The organism is Desulfomonile tiedjei DSM 6799 (assembly GCF_000266945.1).
Classification (GTDB): Bacteria; Desulfobacterota; Desulfomonilia; order Desulfomonilales; family Desulfomonilaceae; genus Desulfomonile; species Desulfomonile tiedjei.
The window spans coordinates 909491-929879 of sequence record NC_018025.1 but is presented as its reverse complement, the minus strand read 5'-3'; the positions used below and the strand labels follow the sequence as shown (position 1 = coordinate 929879).

The 20389-nt window shown below is 52.7% G+C and carries 11 protein-coding genes and 1 CRISPR repeat array; of the genes, 1 reads left to right on the top strand and 10 read right to left on the bottom strand.

The window, feature by feature from the left end; translation table 11 throughout:
- Window positions 1–347: 347 nt before the first annotated feature.
- The 6 genes from DESTI_RS04020 to DESTI_RS03995 all read right to left on the bottom strand — a co-directional run bounded on the left by DESTI_RS04020 (window position 348) and on the right by DESTI_RS03995 (window position 6856).
- Window positions 348–1790: a 4-hydroxyphenylacetate 3-hydroxylase family protein gene (locus DESTI_RS04020; protein WP_014808689.1), complete on the bottom strand. Its 1443-nt coding sequence runs from the start codon at window positions 1788–1790 to the stop codon at window positions 348–350.
- Between the two features lie 10 nt (window positions 1791–1800).
- Window positions 1801–2073 (bottom strand): hypothetical protein, encoded by a 273-nt coding sequence (locus DESTI_RS04015; protein WP_157212092.1) that lies wholly within the window; start codon window positions 2071–2073, stop codon window positions 1801–1803.
- An 8-nt stretch (window positions 2074–2081) separates the two neighbouring features.
- A complete protein-coding gene (locus tag DESTI_RS04010) occupies window positions 2082–3287 on the bottom strand; it encodes a thiolase family protein (RefSeq protein WP_041286742.1) in 1206 nt (401 codons plus the stop codon).
- Between the two features lie 87 nt (window positions 3288–3374).
- Entirely contained in the window at window positions 3375–4250 is an 876-nt protein-coding gene (locus DESTI_RS04005) for a CoA-transferase subunit beta (protein ID WP_014808686.1), read from the bottom strand.
- 50 nt (window positions 4251–4300) lie between these two features.
- Window positions 4301–5230 carry a CoA transferase subunit A gene (locus DESTI_RS04000; protein ID WP_014808685.1) on the bottom strand — a complete coding sequence of 310 codons (930 nt, stop codon included), beginning with the start codon at window positions 5228–5230 and terminating at the stop codon, window positions 4301–4303.
- 303 nt (window positions 5231–5533) lie between these two features.
- Window positions 5534–6856, bottom strand: a complete 1323-nt coding sequence (locus DESTI_RS03995) for a DUF362 domain-containing protein (protein ID WP_014808684.1) — start codon at window positions 6854–6856, stop codon at window positions 5534–5536.
- A 447-nt stretch (window positions 6857–7303) separates the two neighbouring features.
- Between DESTI_RS03995 and DESTI_RS03990 the strand changes: the two genes are divergently transcribed.
- Window positions 7304–9265: a sigma-54-dependent Fis family transcriptional regulator gene (locus DESTI_RS03990; RefSeq protein WP_014808683.1), complete on the top strand. Its 1962-nt coding sequence runs from the start codon at window positions 7304–7306 to the stop codon at window positions 9263–9265.
- A gap of 145 nt (window positions 9266–9410) precedes the next feature.
- On the opposite strand, the gene hemB is transcribed toward DESTI_RS03990, so the two are convergent.
- From hemB to cas4, 4 genes are all read right to left on the bottom strand, one after another.
- Complete coding sequence (gene hemB / locus DESTI_RS03985) at window positions 9411–10388, bottom strand: porphobilinogen synthase (RefSeq protein WP_014808682.1); 978 nt, start codon at window positions 10386–10388, stop codon at window positions 9411–9413.
- A gap of 461 nt (window positions 10389–10849) precedes the next feature.
- Window positions 10850–18145: a CRISPR direct-repeat array (repeat unit 32 nt; unit sequence GTTTCAATCCACGCCCCTGCGTGAGGGGCGAC).
- 188 nt (window positions 18146–18333) lie between these two features.
- Window positions 18334–18624, bottom strand: coding sequence for a CRISPR-associated endonuclease Cas2 (gene cas2, locus DESTI_RS03980; protein ID WP_014808680.1), 291 nt, complete (start codon window positions 18622–18624; stop codon window positions 18334–18336).
- Between the two features lie 8 nt (window positions 18625–18632).
- Window positions 18633–19664, bottom strand: a complete 1032-nt coding sequence (gene cas1c, locus DESTI_RS03975; RefSeq protein WP_014808679.1) for a type I-C CRISPR-associated endonuclease Cas1c — start codon at window positions 19662–19664, stop codon at window positions 18633–18635.
- Window positions 19661–20371 carry a CRISPR-associated protein Cas4 gene (cas4, locus tag DESTI_RS03970; RefSeq protein ID WP_014808678.1) on the bottom strand — a complete coding sequence of 237 codons (711 nt, stop codon included), beginning with the start codon at window positions 20369–20371 and terminating at the stop codon, window positions 19661–19663. Before cas4 ends, cas1c begins: the two co-directional genes overlap by 4 nt.
- Between the last annotated feature and the right edge of the window lie 18 nt (window positions 20372–20389).

Sequence of the window (20389 nt, the reverse complement as noted above, 5' to 3'; positions counted from 1 at the left end):
CTCCCGGTCACGGTGTTAAAGGGGCGGAAGCCGCCGGTTGCTGCTCTGTCCCCAGCCGAAAGTCGTCTCCAAGTAAGGCCGTAAGGATTTCCGGCCGTGGGGAGACCGGTTTGCAGCGTCTATCAAACCTCCTCGGTTATGAGAATCAAAGGCCATTGCCTGATCTGTAATCGTTCAGTTACGCAGAGTAGGGATCTTCTCGTATGATCATGATACCACTGACTTTCAAAATCCCCTCTAACCCCCCTTTATTAAGGGGGGAATTGCCACGTGCCTTCTTTTCCCCCCTTTTATAAAGGAGGGAAGGGGGGATTTTTCCCACGCATAACTGAATGAATACCCTGATCTTATTCATCAGCTTTGGCGACCTTCTTAGCCATCTTCATCTTTTCACCCAGTTTCCCGAGCCTCTGGTACATGACCCGCTGGCTCTGCGGGGATCCCGCACCGTGCATGCTTTCTATGAGCGCTGTCCCGCCTGTCATATTCTCCAGCAGCCGCAGAACCTTTATCCGAGTCTCCGTCGAGACGCCTTCAACCCCTTTCAGATACTTTTCTACGTACTTCCCGATTTCAGGATGCTTCAGATCTGTGTCGAACGGGAGCGTAGCCAGGATGCCCCCGCCGATGTCGTGCGCAAGCCTTGATATTTCGTATATGAACCGGGTGATATTCTGCTTGGTACAGTTTGCAAGAAGTGGGTCCGGGTAGTAGGCCCCGCTCTTTGTCTTGGAACCCATGGCCGAACATGCCACGGACCCTGCATAGACGGTTTCCGCAAGATGGAGCATCTCCACCAGTTTGTCCTTGATATGAGATGCGTTCAAGGTGCCCTGGTACTGTGCTGCAAGAGCGCTGGCACCGATGACGATGTCCGAAACTCCTCCCTTGCATCCTCCATAGTTTTGACGGTGGAGGGTAGCGAATCTTTCGACGAGGACGCCCGTAAAATCAATCTCGCCACACATGAAAACTCTTTCCCACGGAACGAAGACGTCATCAAATACAACAAGGGCTTCGCCTCCGACCATGCCGAACTCGCTGTTACCGGCATCAATTCCGCACTCGAGCTTTCTCTCTTCGTTGGTCTGGCGGCCGAAAATCATCGTAACGCCTTTTGCACTCAAGGGGATTGCGGCTGCAACGGCGTATTCTTCGTCACCCTCCATCATGTTCTGTGTTGGCACAATCATGATTTCGTGGCTATTTACGGCCCCTGTTTGATGGGCTTTTGCACCTCGAATGACAATCCCCTCATCTCTCTTCTCGACTACGTGGGTGAAAAGATCGGGATCGACCTGTTGACTCGGGCGCTTGGAGCGATCCCCTTTAGGGTCGGTCATGCCGCCGACCAGCATGAAATTCTCTTCCTGGATTTTCTCGAGATAGTTCCGGAAACGAGTGAAATAGTCGGTTCCGTGCTTCTCGTCTATCTCGAAGGTGGTGATATAAAGAGAATTGAGCGCGTCAAATCCCACGCAGCGTTGGAAGCAGCTTGCCGTTTCATGGGCGATTACCCTGAGCATTTGGACTTTTTTTATGAGGTCGTCCACTGATTGATGAATGTGAGTGAAGCGGTTGATTTTGTTACCCGTGATGTGGCTGGTAGCAGTCAGCAGGTCTTCGTGTTCAGGCTGCAGGGCCAGCTCGTAGGTCTTGGCCGCGGAATTTATATGTGGAACAAAGGCCGGATGTGTTGTCCGATCTCCAACTCTCTCGCCTTTATAATAAATGACCACTTCCTGGTCTTTCAGACTCGCGATGTAATCTTTCTTCGTTTTGACCTTCATAGCTTTTCCTTCACTTCAAGAGAGTGTCAACGACTTCTTGAGGATCGAATCTGTCGTCCTTGACGGACACAATGCAGTGATAGGCTGAAGGATCGATGCTTACTCCGGGACAGGCGGTCTCACATCCGGAGATCACCAGAATGGCTCCGAAGTCGGAATCCTCCAGCGTGACCCACTCAATAGCCTCTCCGGCAGCAGATCGAACACGATTGAAATACTCGACGCGGTCAAAACCTGGATCGCAGCCGCCACAGTACTTCAATGCCACCCTCTTCGGCGCCATACGGTGGTTCACACGTCTGTTGTCCAGAGAGACGCCATAGCCGGTCCTCCGCCCACGCACAGAGAAGCTCCACCCGTTGTGAGCCCCAATCTCGCCATTTCGTAATAAAGGGTCACGATAATTCGCACCCCCGTGTTACCCACAGGATGCCCCAATGCTATGCCTGAGCCGTGATGATTTACTTTCTCCATATCCAGCTCTATGCCATGATCGGACTTGAGAACCCTTCCGACGCCGAGCCACTGGGCTGCAAATGCTTCATTAATTTCCCAGTACTCAATGTCGTCAAATCGCAGACCCGCTTGTCCGAGACATTTAGGAATGGCAAAGGCTGGACCGATCCCCATCAGCTTGGGGTCGCAACCCTCACTGCAGATACTGAGCAACTTCATAAGAGGCTTGATGCCGAGATCTCTTGCCTTATCCTTGGACATGAGCACTACTGCGGATGCTCCATCGTTGATGCCTGATGCATTGGCTGCCGTGACAACCCCGTCCTTTTTAAAGACTGTGGGCAGTTGACTCATCTTCTCAAGGCTAACGTCCCGAATCGGATGCTCGTCGACGGAAAAAACCGTGACGCCTTTTCTTGTCCGGATTTCGACTGGTACGATCTCACGGTCGAAGAGCCCTTTATCGATGGCGCCGACTGCCCGGGTGTGGCTGATAAAAGCGAGATCATCGCATTCCTTCCTACTGATGCCATACTTTTCAGCGACATTTTCGGCAGTCACACCCATGTGCCCGGGGACCAGCTCATCTACCAACCCGTCATGAAGCATGTGATCCTCTATGCTCCCAGGACCCATTCGATAGCCGCTTCTGGCTTTTGGAATCAGATACGGAGCGCTGCTCATGCTCTCCACTCCCACTGCCAAAGCAATTTCGGTTTCTCCCAGCATGATATTGTGGCTGGCGATCTCAACAGCCCTCATACCGGAAGAGCAATTCTGATTCACCGTGACAGCCGCGCTCCTGAACGGCAGACCGATTTGCATAGCAACCTGTCTGGCCGGCAGTGAGCCTTGCATAGCGCTGTAGATCTGTCCCATGCATATTTCATCAATCATCTCAGGCAAGATTCCGGCTCTCTCCACTGCGCCCTTCCCTACGACGATAGCAAGGTCTCTTGCCGGTACATCCTTCAATCCACCGAGAAAGTCGCCGATTGCCGTCCGGCATGCGCTGACAACAACAACTTCTTTTATATTCACCGTTTGATACCCCTGTTTTTGCAAGCTCAAGTCGCAGCACTGATATAATCGTGTAACCTCGTCGGATTCCCTCATAAAGGCCGCGCCTTAGCAAACAAACATCGATTTCAGCTTTTCATACGAGGAGTCCAGCATCTTGAGATAGTTGTCGAAAGTAAGACTCTTCAGTCCACCACCGGTATAGATCTTTTCCGAGTCAAGAAGTCGGATGAGATCCACTTCGTTCTTGGTAGGAGGCTCAGTGGTTTTCAAGTCGGGGGAAATTTTAAGATCCCAGGAGACTTCCTTCTTGACATCGTCAGCCGTGACCTTGGGATGGACTGAATCGAGGTACGCCTCTTTTGTCTCAGGATCGAACCGAAAAATGGCCATGTTCGAGATGATGACCGATGGCCCCTTTCCGGGATAGCTGCATTTCTCCCGTGAGCCTGGGCCATCGAGATATCCTGGAGAGGTCACATAATCGACCTTCTCCAAGAATCGCCGTTTTTGTTGATTCATCATAATCAGAGTTCTTTGCGCGGAAACGGCAATATCGTTAGCTCCGCCGCTTCCCGGCAATCTCGTTCTGGGGCGGTTGTAGTCTCCGTCACCAAAGATCGCGGTGCTGTTGAGATTGCCGTATTTGTCTACTTGAGCGCCACCTAGCATCCCCAGATCGAAGTAGCCCCGCTGTTGGTCCGCGAACGCCCTCCAAAGGGAGGTGACGCATATGGCGTTTTCTATGCACGAGTTGTCCCCTATACCAAGGATCAGTCTGTACGGCGTGGGTCCAATGCATCCAGCCTCCATCACCATGGTAACATTCGGCGCATGGGTTAGTTTGGCAACCAGCGCACCCAGACACGGAATGCCGACGCCCACAAACACGACTTCGTTGTCCTTGATTTCTCTGGCCGCAGATACGACCAGTAACTCTTGAAGCGTATAATCCTCGGCATATTCTTTGTTATTTGTGCTCACGACTCACTCCTTCAAGATTCTTCTTCGTTGCAGCTACTCTTTGATTGATGTTAGGAAGCGCACTTACAGAATTTCCTCTCAATCTGTGTAAGCTTTCTCAAGCGGTTCCAACCAACCTTCTCGCAGTAATCTTCATGATCTTTGCAGCCCATTACCCATTCATCCATACGGGCCTTGAACCCTTCCTCCGTTTCTATTTCCGCCATCATCTCCATATGAAACGGAATATCGTAGGCATATGCATAAGGCATGTTCCAGGGGTGGCAGCAGTAAGGGACCTCTACTACCGCATCGACCACGTACTGAGGGATGCCTGTGAGTCCTGGCGCTTTTCGTATTTCATCGGTTGAGACAACTTCTTCGCAAGTGACTATGGTTGATTTCGCCGCCCTGGCCATATTCTCCGCGTTGGAAGAGAAGCCCAGGAACTGCGAATTTCCCAGTTTGTCAGCCCTGTTGACGTGTACGATCGCAACATCGGGAGTTGCTGCCGGAACCAAAGCCACTTTCCCATTCCCGTAAGGATCGTCGATAATCTTGATCATCTCGTTGTACTCTGCGATAGATGAACCTATGAGAGACCTGGTAGGCATGAAGGGAATGTTAAGAGCCCCCGCCATTAACCGGAGTCCCATGGTGTAGTTCGAAAACTCGTAAACTTCTATTTTTCCCGGTATGCCCCGTTCGACAGCTCGCCGGTAGTTGGGACTGACCCCTGCCACGGCAAACGCTAGCCAGGCCACTTCGATTCGCTTTACTTGTCCCGTGCCGATGAGATAATCCCCACACTCACAGGGGCTATCGCCTATCAATGTCAGGTTCTTCTGTCCTTGCCTCAATATCTCATAGGTTGGCGCTACGACCTGCTGGCCACCCATGCCGCTAAAGACGATGGAACAACCGTCGAAAACGAAACGGGAAATTGCCTCTTTGAGGCTCATCCTCTTGTCCAAAGACTTCTTGGTATCTTCGGTACTCATTGTTTCCAGTCTCCCTGTTTATTAAGGTCTGTAGATTCGCAACTGCTTGCCTTTATAGTGACAATCGTACGGGACTGCGCTTTTGAGGCACTCAGTTGGCATTAACATCCGCATGTGCCAAGGAAGCGGACTCTTCGAATTCATTTCCTCCAGACATGTCTCAGATGCCACTACGCGGGAAAATTTGCTTCCCTAAACATTGGCGTACGACATGCTGTAACCTCAAGCGAAATCGGCCCCTGTAAGAGTCATCTATGACGATAGAACTCTCGTAATCGCCTTCAGGTTCACCTCCGTGCCCGGTCAGGCATCAACCTTGAAGAGAGATTCATCAAACTCGGGCTTTCCCTCGTACCTCTTCATGTACATCCCCGGTGCCGCATCAACGTTCTCGAACAGAGCCGGATCCACCTGTATTCCGACTTGATGCAGTGCTTTGACAACAGCATCCGGTGAAGGAGGGCATGACTTTATTACGATCATTTTGTCTATATCGGGATGATTTTTGTTGGCCTCGTACAAGCATCTTCCAAGGAGAATTGTCTTCTTTCCCGGAGTCGGCTTCATAACCTTTCCGGTAAGGATTTCTACATCGTCCCAAGGTTCTCCTTTCCAAGCGCGGGCAATAGCGGTGAGATTCACACCGGTGATATAGGAGCAGTACGTGCACATACTGAGATCGTATTTTGGATAAGCCACCCCCTTAAGCCCCATTTTTTCCATAGGAGCCGGTAAAGTGTCGGACGCGTTATACGCGAAAGAATATTCGAGTTTGAGGCCCACGTCCTCTATCGTTTCTCCCATCACCTCGACATCCGACAAGTCCAGGCATCTTCCTCTTTCCGCGGCTGCGTAGACCAAATGCGGCACGTCGGAAGGCTCATAACCGAGTATCTTGGCGCCGACCTTGTCCGCTGCAAACATATCCGCCGAGGCGACCAGGATATTGCTTCTTCTCATCCTCCCATCGAATCCGGGGCCCCGTTCGTTGGTGAAGATTCCGTCCAAAACAGTGACGGACGGCGGTATCTTATTGGCCAGCTTCGACACCAGGAAGTGCAGATTTCTCTCAGGATCCGCAGAATGGCACTTCCTGCGGGATTTCATGTCGATCACGCCTTTTATGTTTTTGATCCCAAGACTGACTACCGTCTGGGCATGCGTCTTAAGAACGGGAATGTCCACAACAAAGTCGCTATGGAGAATGTCGGCATTGAAGTTGAACTCGACACCGTCTCCAAGGTCTACTTTTTCGAATGCGCCCGCGAAAATATCTACCGTTTTAACGCCGTAACGTTTCTTGAGGACATTGTAGCCAAGGGTTTCAAACGCATGCTGCGCTGTCTCGCGGTCCTTGGGGAAATAAACTACGGTTCCTTCGCCGATTGAGATGTCGTCGATTCCTCGCTCCTTAAGCAAGACGACCATGTCGTGCACCACACGAGAAGTGGTAACGACTCCCCACTTGGGAAAAGGAGCAGTCTTACTCCAATAGACAATGTTTGGTTTGATGAAGACCTTTGCTGAAGCGGGAAGATGATCGAGTCCGTGGCACAGGTCAATGGCTCTGCGAACGGACGCAAGCGGGGTCTCGTAACGAACTATCGCTACCTTTGATTTGTTCATGTCACGCTTACTCCTGTGGAGGGAATTATCGTCGGGAATCTCTGGGTATCTGTTACGCTGTTATTCTGTCTGGCATCCCGACCCGTAGTCACTGCGGACCGGGATGCAACCTGAACCACGACGGATACGGTTCATGGCTTTGCTTCAGTTGAAACGGACCTACATATTCAAACGCATGCTTCACATCTGAACCGAATCGTCAGTGGGCTATGCAGATTCAATTAGCACTTAGTATGCCAATTAGAAGATCCTGCTTTTGTCAGTGATTACAACAAACTGGGAATGCGCTTGCTTTCCGTCTCAGTTTGTGGTGAAGTATAACTGTCCCGTTGCGAGACACACGTTGTCTCAAGTTGGGACAAAAATGCTACGTGACCTCTCCATAAGATTCCCGTGTACGCTCCGTTCTTGGACCGGAATAATCGGCCGGTGCAAAGGAGGAAAGCTATGTTGGATACTGTCGAACGGTTTAACAGTATCTACAGTGAGTGGCGTAAGTTCGTGCGCGGGGGGGAAGTTGACCGCTCAATCATCTCAGCCCTGGTTTTGGATGCATGGGAAAGATGTAAATCAAAGGGAGTCGACCCGTACCTTGTGTCAATCCCTTTGGTGCTTGAGGGAAAGGCGCTGGACGATCTATTGGAAACTAATAGCGAGTTGATCGAAATCAGCCGCCCTTTCATGGAACATCTCTACGAGTTTGTCAAAGGATCGAGCTTCGTCGTTGCGCTGGCAGATGCGGACGGATTCCTGATACAGCTTGTGGGAGACGATCACATTCTGCAAAGCATCAAACAGGGACAATTCGTCGTCGGGGCCTGTTGGAGAGAAGAGATTGCCGGATCGAACGGGGTGGGTACGGTCCTGGCATTGCGAAAGCCTCTCCAGATTTGTGGCTGTGAACACTACTGCATTAACTCACGGAGATGGACATGTTCCGGAGCGCCAATTCGCAATTCTGAGGGTCATCTGGTAGGCGTCATAGATATGACCGGCCACCACGAGCTGGCTCATCCGCATACCCTGGGGATGGTTGTAGCCTCAGCCACCGCGATCCAAAACGAATACCGCTTCAGAAAAGCGCTTGCCGAGTGCCAGATTGCTGACAGTTTTCAAAGGACAGTCATCTCCTCTATTCCGGAAATAATCATAGCCATTGATACCGATGGGACTATCTCGCTGATGAACAACAATGCCAAGAAACTCTTTGGATCCCACCCTGACGGACACCCGGCTATGAACATTAACTCCCTTTGGCAAAGGAACAACAGCAAGCTATTAGACCATATCAACAATAATGATTCATTAACGGACATCGAGGTAAGAATACAATTCAAGAATTCTTTCGCCGATTTTACGCTGACCTGCAACCCCATCGTTTCCATGAATAAGGTGATAGGTAAGCTCATTATTCTCAACGAGATCAAGAGGGCAAGGACTCTGGCTACCAGAATGATGGGAGCTCAGGCCAACTTCCAGTTTGAGGACGTGATCGGAAATCATCCGGATTTCTTAGCAACGGTAGAATTGGCTAGAATCGCGACCCAGATTGATTCCAACGTTCTTCTCTTGGGGGAAAGCGGGACCGGAAAAGATATCTTCGCTCAGGCGATTCATAATGGTAGCCGCCGGAGTGATGGTCCATATGTTGCCGTAAACTGCGTTACCATTCCACGGGATCTGATTTCCAGCGAGCTTTTCGGATATTCTGACGGTGCGTTCACAGGCTCCCGAAAAGGAGGATGCCCTGGGAAATTCGAGCTTGCCGAGGGTGGCACGATTTTCTTGGACGAGATTGGCGATGCACCGCTGGAATTACAGACGGCCCTATTAAGGATTATTGAGGACAAATCCATAATAAGAGTCGGTGGGACGAGAGTGACCAAGATAAATGTCAGGATCATAGCCGCCACCAACAGAAACTTGAAGGAGGAAGTCAGAAAAGGCACATTCAGGGAGGATTTGTATTATCGCTTGAATGCTTTTACGCTTCAGATGATACCTCTCAGGAAAAGAAAGACGGACATTCCCTTCCTGGTCGATTCCTTTCTTAGAAGAATCAGCATGTCAATGGGCAAAGAAATTATCGCTGTCGACAATGATGTCCTCGAAAAATTCATGCAGTATCACTGGCCCGGAAATGTGCGGGAGTTGCAGAACGTGCTGGAACGAATGATGAATATAGCTCCCACTAACCGACTTACCAGTTGTCTCCTGCCATCCGAAATTGTTGATGAGCGATTGAGTAATGATAGCGACTACGCGACTGAACGAATTGACTCGGTTGAACGTGAGCTGGTACTGAGACTTCTCAAATCGACGCTCAGTAAGAATGAAATCGCCAAGAAATTGGGCATTTCCAGGAGTACCTTGTATCGCAAGCTGGAAAAATACGGTCATGACCGGTAGCAGCCGATCGAGAAGATTTCTCCTTCGCCAACAGCGTGGCCGCAAATGGGAACCCTCAGATTTCAACCGTCATTTCGGTGACGACCACGCCATCCTGACCGTTAAGATAATATGAGGACCGGCTGGCTATATATGCAATCTTTGTCTACTGGTCTTGAAGAAACCTGGCTATCTCCGGTGCAAAATAGGTAATGATGATATCTGCTCCTGCCCTCTTAATCGCGGTTACCGCTTCCATCATGGCTCGATCTCCGTCAATCCATCCTAGTTTGGCTGCCGCCTTAATCATGGAAAACTCGCCACTGACGTTATAAGCTGCAACCGGCAAATCAAACATGTCTTTAGCTCTTTGAATGACGTCGAGATATGGAAGAGCCGGTTTCACCATGATAATGTCTGCACCCTCTTCAATGTCCAGGGCAATTTCTCTCATGGCTTCGTTGCTGTTGGGCGGGTCCATCTGGTATGTTTTTCTATCGCCGAATTGTGGAGCGCTTTCAGCGGCTTCTCTGAATGGACCGTAGAAACATGACGCATACTTGGCTGAGTAGGCCATGATGGGGGTGCCCGCATAACCATTTTGGTCAAGGGCTTTTCTTATTGCGAACACCTGTCCGTCCATCATAGCGGAAGGAGCCACCATGTCAGCTCCGGCAACGGCATGGGACAAACCGGTTTCGGCGAGGATGTCGATACTCGGGTCGTTGTCGACTTCCGTGCCTCGGATCATACCACAGTGACCATGGCTGGTGTATTCGCAGAGACACACATCGGTAATGACGATGATATCAGGAACCGCATTCTTGATCTCTGCTACTGCTGTTTGGATGATTCCGTCCTTGGCAAAAGCTCCCGAAGCAGATTCGTCTTTGCTGTCAGGTATTCCGAAAAGTAAGACGGCCGGGATGCCCAAACCTTTTATCTTTCGCACTTCTTCCACTATGAAGTCGGTGGACATCTGGAAATTGCCCGGCATGGACGAAATTGGCTTCTTGACATTCTTGCCAGGCACAACAAAGAGAGGAGAAACGAGATCGTCTACTGACAGCCTCGTTTCTCTGATCATCCTTCTAAATTCTTCACTTTTCCTCAATCTTCTCGGTCTATAAAGAGGGTAGTGCATTTGCGACTCCTTGGATGGTGAGGTATGTCGTTACAAGGATAGTGCCTTTGGTTCCAACCCGAATTATGCATTTGGTATGCCACCTGAGCGGAACTTGAGTAAACATAATTAACTCCGTGAATACGCACTGTTGGGGAGCGCATTAACTTTGTCTTTGATTGCGTCCTCACTATCCCGTCCTATTATGGGACATGCCTGCTCTGCCGTGAGACAGAGATGAAACATGTCTCATCTCTGGGGAACCGGTGCTGCAAAAACATCAAGGAGTCGACTCTAACCGTTTGTTATTTTGCGCAGCAGATAGACGGATGCAACTCTCTCAGCCTCCGCTTGCTATCTGAATAATGGGAAAATCATTCTTGGTTTCTTCTTCCGAAAGATGATTGCGTCCGTGTGAAACGAAGTACCTCTGCGTGAGGGACGACTACCTGCCCGGTTTCTGAAACCCTCACATTCCAGTTGCTTCAATCCACGCCCCTGCGTGAGGGGCGACTGATGAGCCGTTTACTCCGCACTGCCAGATCGATTGTTTCAATCCACGCCCCTGCGTGAGGGGCGACTGGGAAAGCGGTCAAGATTCAGGTTGGGGACGGAGTTTCAATCCACGCCCCTGCGTGAGGGGCGACGCTGATGGCGTGAACGGCCAGGGGGCTCGAACCGTGTTTCAATCCACGCCCCTGCGTGAGGGGCGACCTCAGCGCAACGCTGCAAAGAGGAATTCTAGCATAGTTTCAATCCACGCCCCTGCGTGAGGGGCGACGATCTACGTTGGCGGGACTCTACACTTACTGGGAGTTTCAATCCACGCCCCTGCGTGAGGGGCGACGTCCGGAATGTCTAGGACCGCTCGAGCTCAACGAGTTTCAATCCACGCCCCTGCGTGAGGGGCGACAGAACACTATGGATATTGCGCTCATGAATGCGGTTTCAATCCACGCCCCTGCGTGAGGGGCGACTTTCTCCGCAAACGACAGTGCATCTTTTGACTTGTTTCAATCCACGCCCCTGCGTGAGGGGCGACCACATCCTGGATGTAATAAAGGTTCCCACCAATGTTTCAATCCACGCCCCTGCGTGAGGGGCGACACGGTTCAAGAACTTCTCTGACCAGCTTTGGGGTGTTTCAATCCACGCCCCTGCGTGAGGGGCGACGATGGTTCTCTTTGTCGTGGAAGCCTCAAAAGCTGTTTCAATCCACGCCCCTGCGTGAGGGGCGACTCGGAACCGGCATGCGTGTTTCCGAGATAGTAAAGTTTCAATCCACGCCCCTGCGTGAGGGGCGACGCTGGTAGTCAATCCTGGTAGCATGGAAAACCTGTTTCAATCCACGCCCCTGCGTGAGGGGCGACAAGCTCTTTGGAGTTGAGCACGTCGAGTTCGAGGTTTCAATCCACGCCCCTGCGTGAGGGGCGACTTGTTCCCAATCGGCAGGGAAGCCGTAGGTCTCGGTTTCAATCCACGCCCCTGCGTGAGGGGCGACGTGGACCCTTCCTGAAGGTGATCTTTGACCACAGAGTTTCAATCCACGCCCCTGCGTGAGGGGCGACGCGAATGGACTGCCGGAATGCTTCTCCGACCTATAGTTTCAATCCACGCCCCTGCGTGAGGGGCGACTGTGGATTCCCTTTGGAAGCTGAAATTAGAAGCGTTTCAATCCACGCCCCTGCGTGAGGGGCGACAGTTAAATTTTACCCGCTTCAAAAAGCAATTGAGTTTCAATCCACGCCCCTGCGTGAGGGGCGACTTTGATAGTTCTCCCAGCATTTACAGCATTGCTCGTTTCAATCCACGCCCCTGCGTGAGGGGCGACTTTTCCGGTGATCCCTTGCGGTTGAGCCTGTCCTGTTTCAATCCACGCCCCTGCGTGAGGGGCGACACAGGGCATTTCGAGGATTCAGGAAATACTCCGGTGTTTCAATCCACGCCCCTGCGTGAGGGGCGACCCGAGCATCAGATCAAGTTGCTTTTGGAAAAGATGTTTCAATCCACGCCCCTGCGTGAGGGGCGACGCGGCTTCTTTTGATCTTGCGGTAAGTGGTCGTAGAGTTTCAATCCACGCCCCTGCGTGAGGGGCGACACCGCTCAACTCGGCGCCCATTACGGACGCACCTGTTTCAATCCACGCCCCTGCGTGAGGGGCGACGTCAACCCCCGTGCCATCGTTTGCATTCCTAAACGAGTTTCAATCCACGCCCCTGCGTGAGGGGCGACGTTCTACATGCCTCCGTTCCTGTTATGGTGCGGTGTTTCAATCCACGCCCCTGCGTGAGGGGCGACCTGATTCGGACCGGTAGGTGTAAGACCTGAAAGGTTTCAATCCACGCCCCTGCGTGAGGGGCGACTCGAGAAACACGCCTTCCTGCTCCCACCGATCATTGTTTCAATCCACGCCCCTGCGTGAGGGGCGACTCTGTATCTTTGAGATCATGAAATCCACCTTTACGTTTCAATCCACGCCCCTGCGTGAGGGGCGACCGTTTTAGGCGGGTTTCCGCCGTAGGCCAGAGGGTTTCAATCCACGCCCCTGCGTGAGGGGCGACGCGTTAGAGATAACGGTGTCGGTGATAACCGTGAGGTTTCAATCCACGCCCCTGCGTGAGGGGCGACATGCAGCCCGGCAGCCGAAAACCAGGAGCACGAATGGTTTCAATCCACGCCCCTGCGTGAGGGGCGACACTGGCCGACAGGGATTGTATAGCGTGTTTCTGGTTTCAATCCACGCCCCTGCGTGAGGGGCGACCCCCGTGGCTGCGAAGCGGCGCGCCGTGAGATTTTGTTTCAATCCACGCCCCTGCGTGAGGGGCGACGTGATAAACCTCTCCACAAAAGACAAGTCAAGTTTCAATCCACGCCCCTGCGTGAGGGGCGACAAACTACCGTCTTTCATGGCCGGTCCTCCGGCTCGTTTCAATCCACGCCCCTGCGTGAGGGGCGACACTTCATGGGGACGCTGCGGGCTACCCTTGAATAGTTTCAATCCACGCCCCTGCGTGAGGGGCGACGGCCTACGTTGCTCCTTGCGCTTACTCAGGTAGGGTTTCAATCCACGCCCCTGCGTGAGGGGCGACGCGGTAGTAATGCAGACCACGTGCGGTTCACTCTGGTTTCAATCCACGCCCCTGCGTGAGGGGCGACGAGTTTGCCGCCGACATCGTTGCTGCTGTAGGGGTTTCAATCCACGCCCCTGCGTGAGGGGCGACTATCAAGTTTTCTTGGAATAGGAGAAATTCGTCTTGTTTCAATCCACGCCCCTGCGTGAGGGGCGACAAGCCGGTCAGTACTCTATTATAGGGTATATATTGGTTTCAATCCACGCCCCTGCGTGAGGGGCGACTATCTAGTCATGTCCTCTGGTAAATACTTCCTGGTTTCAATCCACGCCCCTGCGTGAGGGGCGACGCCCTGGCTCGGTGACGAACGCCAGGGCATCCTGTTTCAATCCACGCCCCTGCGTGAGGGGCGACGTGTCTGATTAGTTATGTGCACAACATGGAGAGAGTTTCAATCCACGCCCCTGCGTGAGGGGCGACCCTGACACGGGCTGTTACTTGACTACGAGGGATGTTTCAATCCACGCCCCTGCGTGAGGGGCGACTATCGTGCCCTTGGCGGGAATCCACAACATGATCGTTTCAATCCACGCCCCTGCGTGAGGGGCGACGCCTTGGGTTGGACATAGTTTTCAATGATAAAATCGTTTCAATCCACGCCCCTGCGTGAGGGGCGACGCCGTAGTCGGAGCGGTCATGCCCGAACAAGTGTTTCAATCCACGCCCCTGCGTGAGGGGCGACAAGGAAGATCAGGAAAAAAGTCGGAGGGAAACTGTTTCAATCCACGCCCCTGCGTGAGGGGCGACCGTTGTCTCCATCAGTGGTATAGTTCCCGAGGAGGTTTCAATCCACGCCCCTGCGTGAGGGGCGACGGAAGCCGTGGGTTTCGAGCGTAAGGCATCGATTAACGAGTTTCAATCCACGCCCCTGCGTGAGGGGCGACGGAAGCCGTGGGTTTCGAGCGTAAGGCATCGATTAACGAGTTTCAATCCACGCCCCTGCGTGAGGGGCGACATGGGATGTTATATTAACCCATTAGGACAAACAAGTTTCAATCCACGCCCCTGCGTGAGGGGCGACCGTCTCGAAGCATTCAAACGGATTATCTTCGTTGTTTCAATCCACGCCCCTGCGTGAGGGGCGACTTTGGTCAGATCGTCAAGCGCTGCGTACACTTTTGTTTCAATCCACGCCCCTGCGTGAGGGGCGACGCAGATCAACAACTATGGACAGGCTGCGGTCTTGTTTCAATCCACGCCCCTGCGTGAGGGGCGACAATCTTGCGAATCTTTTCTGCTTGATCTATACTGTTTCAATCCACGCCCCTGCGTGAGGGGCGACATTGTCGGCATACGTGATTCCCCCGTGAACAGGGTTTCAATCCACGCCCCTGCGTGAGGGGCGACCATCTCCAGCACGTTCCACGAATAGGTGTCCCTGTTTCAATCCACGCCCCTGCGTGAGGGGCGACCGTGCAACGGCATTCTGTTCAATCACTTCACTGGTTTCAATCCACGCCCCTGCGTGAGGGGCGACCATGCCACGGTCGGAACGTAAACATCCCAATCCTCGTTTCAATCCACGCCCCTGCGTGAGGGGCGACTCCTCCTTTCCTTCCGGTTAAGCGCTGTAAGAAGCGTTTCAATCCACGCCCCTGCGTGAGGGGCGACGCTGAAGCCTTCACCTTGGACAAGAGATTACCAAGTTTCAATCCACGCCCCTGCGTGAGGGGCGACCGAGATCCTTCCTGAGATCGGCCCCATGTTGGGAGTTTCAATCCACGCCCCTGCGTGAGGGGCGACCATATATCCTGTCTTCTTGGTAAAACATAATCATGTTTCAATCCACGCCCCTGCGTGAGGGGCGACACCCAGCGGATGATCCCATGCCCCGATGCCAAAAAACCGTTTCAATCCACGCCCCTGCGTGAGGGGCGACATGCATCATAACAGTTTCACGAAACATCCTTCCTGTTTCAATCCACGCCCCTGCGTGAGGGGCGACACTGTAACCCTGCCATTTGTCAAATCTTCTATCAGTTTCAATCCACGCCCCTGCGTGAGGGGCGACTGTAGTGGGAGATCCACCTTTCTCAAGTAGAATGTTTCAATCCACGCCCCTGCGTGAGGGGCGACGGGACCATTAAGAATCTTTGCCCATCCTTTAGAAGTTTCAATCCACGCCCCTGCGTGAGGGGCGACGCCAATTTTAGCCTGTTCGCCATTGACGTTTATGTTTCAATCCACGCCCCTGCGTGAGGGGCGACTTTGCCATCACTTGTGATTTTGTATCGAATATTGTTTCAATCCACGCCCCTGCGTGAGGGGCGACGCGAAAACCTGGACATGGAAGAGATAGTCGGCCAGTTTCAATCCACGCCCCTGCGTGAGGGGCGACCATAACTCGTCTGCCCTTTCGTCAAGATTGTGTTGTTTCAATCCACGCCCCTGCGTGAGGGGCGACCTTTACATCCTCAACTCGATAAACCATCCCGTGCAGTTTCAATCCACGCCCCTGCGTGAGGGGCGACTTTACACTTCATCTAACCCCCTCCGGAGCATAGTTTCAATCCACGCCCCTGCGTGAGGGGCGACTTGCAATCAGATTTTTTTACAATGCTCGGTAGTGTTTCAATCCACGCCCCTGCGTGAGGGGCGACCACCAATCGCAAGGGATACTACGCTCAGGATTGAGTTTCAATCCACGCCCCTGCGTGAGGGGCGACTAGACAATACAGCAGGATCGGAACTTGCACTCGTGTTTCAATCCACGCCCCTGCGTGAGGGGCGACGTTTGAGTTTCCAATCCTTGACGGTGTTCATTGGAGTTTCAATCCACGCCCCTGCGTGAGGGGCGACGAATCGACTATTAACGCTTGGCCGTCAGTCCCTTGTTTCAATCCACGCCCCTGCGTGAGGGGCGACAGTAATTCATTGGCGTATTTGATTTTCATGGCTTGTTTCAATCCACGCCCCTGCGTGAGGGGCGACTTCCGGAGTTTTGAACACTCTTAAGTCTTGGGGATGTTTCAATCCACGCCCCTGCGTGAGGGGCGACTGATAAAGCTGTTAATAACCTGTGGATAACTTGTTTCAATCCACGCCCCTGCGTGAGGGGCGACAAGATAACATTCCTATTCGAACAGCCGGTTATATGTTTCAATCCACGCCCCTGCGTGAGGGGCGACTGTTCCGTTGTGTTAGCGAAGAAAAGACGCAGACAGTTTCAATCCACGCCCCTGCGTGAGGGGCGACAGGCGGTTATAAAGCGTTTTCCAAATTCACTGATGTTTCAATCCACGCCCCTGCGTGAGGGGCGACGAGGCGAGCATTACGTCCTGAAATCGGAATGAAAGTTTCAATCCACGCCCCTGCGTGAGGGGCGACTCTGGTAATCGGCAGTCACGGTTATCATCGGAATGGTTTCAATCCACGCCCCTGCGTGAGGGGCGACGTCTGCAATAAGCTGAACGCGGACGCTAATCGAGTTTCAATCCACGCCCCTGCGTGAGGGGCGACACTTTCCGCACTACATTCTAACATTCAATGGGTTGTTTCAATCCACGCCCCTGCGTGAGGGGCGACCCGGTCGGTAGGAGACCATTACTCCCAACACCCGTTTCAATCCACGCCCCTGCGTGAGGGGCGACTGGGGAAGTATGCCGGATGGTAAAGTGCCGAATATGTTTCAATCCACGCCCCTGCGTGAGGGGCGACGTCAAGTCTAAGTATTTGCCGTCTTGCTTGTCTGGTTTCAATCCACGCCCCTGCGTGAGGGGCGACCAATACGGTTGATAATACCGAACTTTCTGGAGGGGTTTCAATCCACGCCCCTGCGTGAGGGGCGACATGTCGTAGCGGAGACGCGCTTCAACACGATCAGTTTCAATCCACGCCCCTGCGTGAGGGGCGACTCCAGGACTTTTACCCTCATAATACAGTGCAAAGTTTCAATCCACGCCCCTGCGTGAGGGGCGACTTACCATCAGGTAAGTACGACCCACGTTGATCTTGGTTTCAATCCACGCCCCTGCGTGAGGGGCGACGGCTCTGTTGCGAGTATCAACGCTTCGTCAGCTTGTTTCAATCCACGCCCCTGCGTGAGGGGCGACTAGGAGACAAATAATACGAGGAGTTTGACTACATGTTTCAATCCACGCCCCTGCGTGAGGGGCGACCTTTGCCAGCACGAGCCGCTTTGCTGCCGATGAATGTTTCAATCCACGCCCCTGCGTGAGGGGCGACGTGAACTTAAGGAACTTGTATCGGTTGATAATGAGTTTCAATCCACGCCCCTGCGTGAGGGGCGACGTCTTACCCTTATCATTTGTTACGCTTGACATTGGGTTTCAATCCACGCCCCTGCGTGAGGGGCGACCGTCACCCACCGTCACATGCTCTCGTATACTGACTGTTTCAATCCACGCCCCTGCGTGAGGGGCGACTCGACCTCCCAAAAATAATCAACATCTTTACAAGTTTCAATCCACGCCCCTGCGTGAGGGGCGACGGCGCGCATGCCAAGCAATCGGTCTGGATTATGGTTTCAATCCACGCCCCTGCGTGAGGGGCGACGTGAACTTAAGGAACTTGTATCGGTTGATAATGAGTTTCAATCCACGCCCCTGCGTGAGGGGCGACTCTGAACTCCTCAGAATATGCGCTCAAATCAAATGTTTCAATCCACGCCCCTGCGTGAGGGGCGACTGCGGAGCTCTGAGACCCGCATCAATGAGTGTTTACAATCATCTGTTCTGCGATCCTGATCTTGGCATTCGCATGCCGACCATCCCTCCACAGAAAGACAATAATATTCTCTCATAATTACAGAATGTTGCATCTTCTGCGAAACCTGGGGCCTTTTCATGTGAGCTTCAGGTTCGCAATTATCGCCTCTATACCAAAAGTGGTCCCTCTGGATCGTACGGCTCTTTGGCACCCATATGATCCACTCGTCGCTTCCAGTTCTTTCCAAGATAATAGAATCGAAGACTGTCAATCTCCGGGTCGATTGTCCCCTCCAACTTGTTTTTCAGAATGACCCACTCCGCCGGATCGACCAGACATTCGAACACCGATTTCTGAACTCGCTGACACATGTTCTTGCAGGTCTTTGCTACCAGACGAAGTCGTTTCCTACCTTCCGGAGTCTGCACGTTCACGTCATAGGTCACGAGCACCAGCATGGCTATACTTACCTCCAAAAAAACGGGGGATATGCATCAAGGTCTCCCCTCAGATATCGAGCAAACAAAAGTGCCTGGGAATGCACAAGAAGCCCGGTCCGCATTTTCTCTCCCAGAAATGGATGCGTAATTTCCTCTTTCTTGCGATCCTGATAAGCTGTGAGGACTCTCTTCCTCGTTTCATCATCCATGAGCACTGCCCCGCTTTCAGTTTGCTTGAAACCTTTAGAGCGGACTTGCTGCCGGTTTACTAGCGATAATGCCAAACGGTCCACGAGCACCGGCCTGAATTCCTCCATGAGATCTAGAGCGAGACTCGGTCGGCCTGGCCGGTCTTCATGAAGAAATCCCACGCAGGGATCTAAACCAACGGCCTCCAGAGACGAGACCGCATCATGAGTTAGCACCGAATAGAGAAATGAAAGCAAAGCGTTCATGCTGTCCAGAGGCGGGCGTCTGCTCCTTCCCCTGAAGAAAAAATCCTCCTTTTGAACTGTAATCAGGTGATCAAAGACCTGGAAGTAATGTCGCGCTGCTTCTCCCTCCAGTGCTCTGACTGTTTCCAGAGTTGGCCCGTGCTGGAGCGACTCTGCGACTTCTGCTAATTTTGCAGCAGCATCTCTGATACGTGTTTCATCGATTTTATCAGCATGGTCTCTCACCGCCCGAAGAAGCACGTGCCTACAATTGAGGACCTTTGCGGTAACAATCGGGCATGCCACAGACTGACGTGTATTTTGGTCATCGGCTCTCCGGTAATGCTCCCTTCGCAACAACACGTTACCGTGGACAGGGCCTTGCACTCGTGCCCAAAAGCGCCCGGTCATGCTCATGAACGATATATTGACCTGATGGGCGCAGCAAAGATCCATCAGAGGTTGGCTGCAGGTCACGCGCCCAAAACACACGATCCCGTCAAGCGTGTGGATCGGCACTCGAAGCCTGGTCTCCTCTTCCACCTGCACTTTTACTGTGTCGCCGTCTCGGGAAAGATACGATCCTTCGGTCATGACATACAATGTGTTGAGCACACGCTTCATCGATTTGTCTCCATCGCTTCACGGATTGTCCGTCGAAGATAGGTTTCAACCTTACTCCGATGGCCTGTGATTTTGGGCATGCACACATCCAACAGAGAGCACTTCTTGCATTTATTCTCAAATTTGGCCGGAGGCGTTATCCCAGAATTCATGATCTCATGGAGCCGAAAAGCAGTAGCAACTGTTTCAGATCTGAGATCGGTGTCGAACTTCAATTCTAGTCTCCTGGCAGTCTCTCCGAAAAAGATGGCTCCGCGCTCAATCGTGGTTTGGAGCATTTCCTCCAGGCACATCGCCTGTGCACAGACTTGAACCTCAAAGCTCCGGTTCGACCGCAGTCGACCCCGTTTGTACTCCACCGGATACGGACGCCACAATCCGCTTACGCCAGGCAAACGGACGCTTGTGGATTCGCTGTCTTTTGCTTTTTCCCCTGGATGGACTTCCACACGATGGAACTCCACCACATCTGCTTTCCCGGACAAGCCGAGCTGCAAAGAGCGAATCAACAACCCCCGGGCTATGCGAAGATCTCCACGAACTTCAGTCTTTGTGAGGCTGTGGACCCGCTCGTGCCCGACCGTGCCTTCGGCAGTAAACACGTTGTCTTGCCATATGCATTCAAGATGTACCAATGCAGCCCGTCGCTCGCAGAACTGCACGTGCTGCAACGCGGACAGTGGAAGTAGCTTGTCATCTTCGTACATCACGCCCCCCAAGCCTCA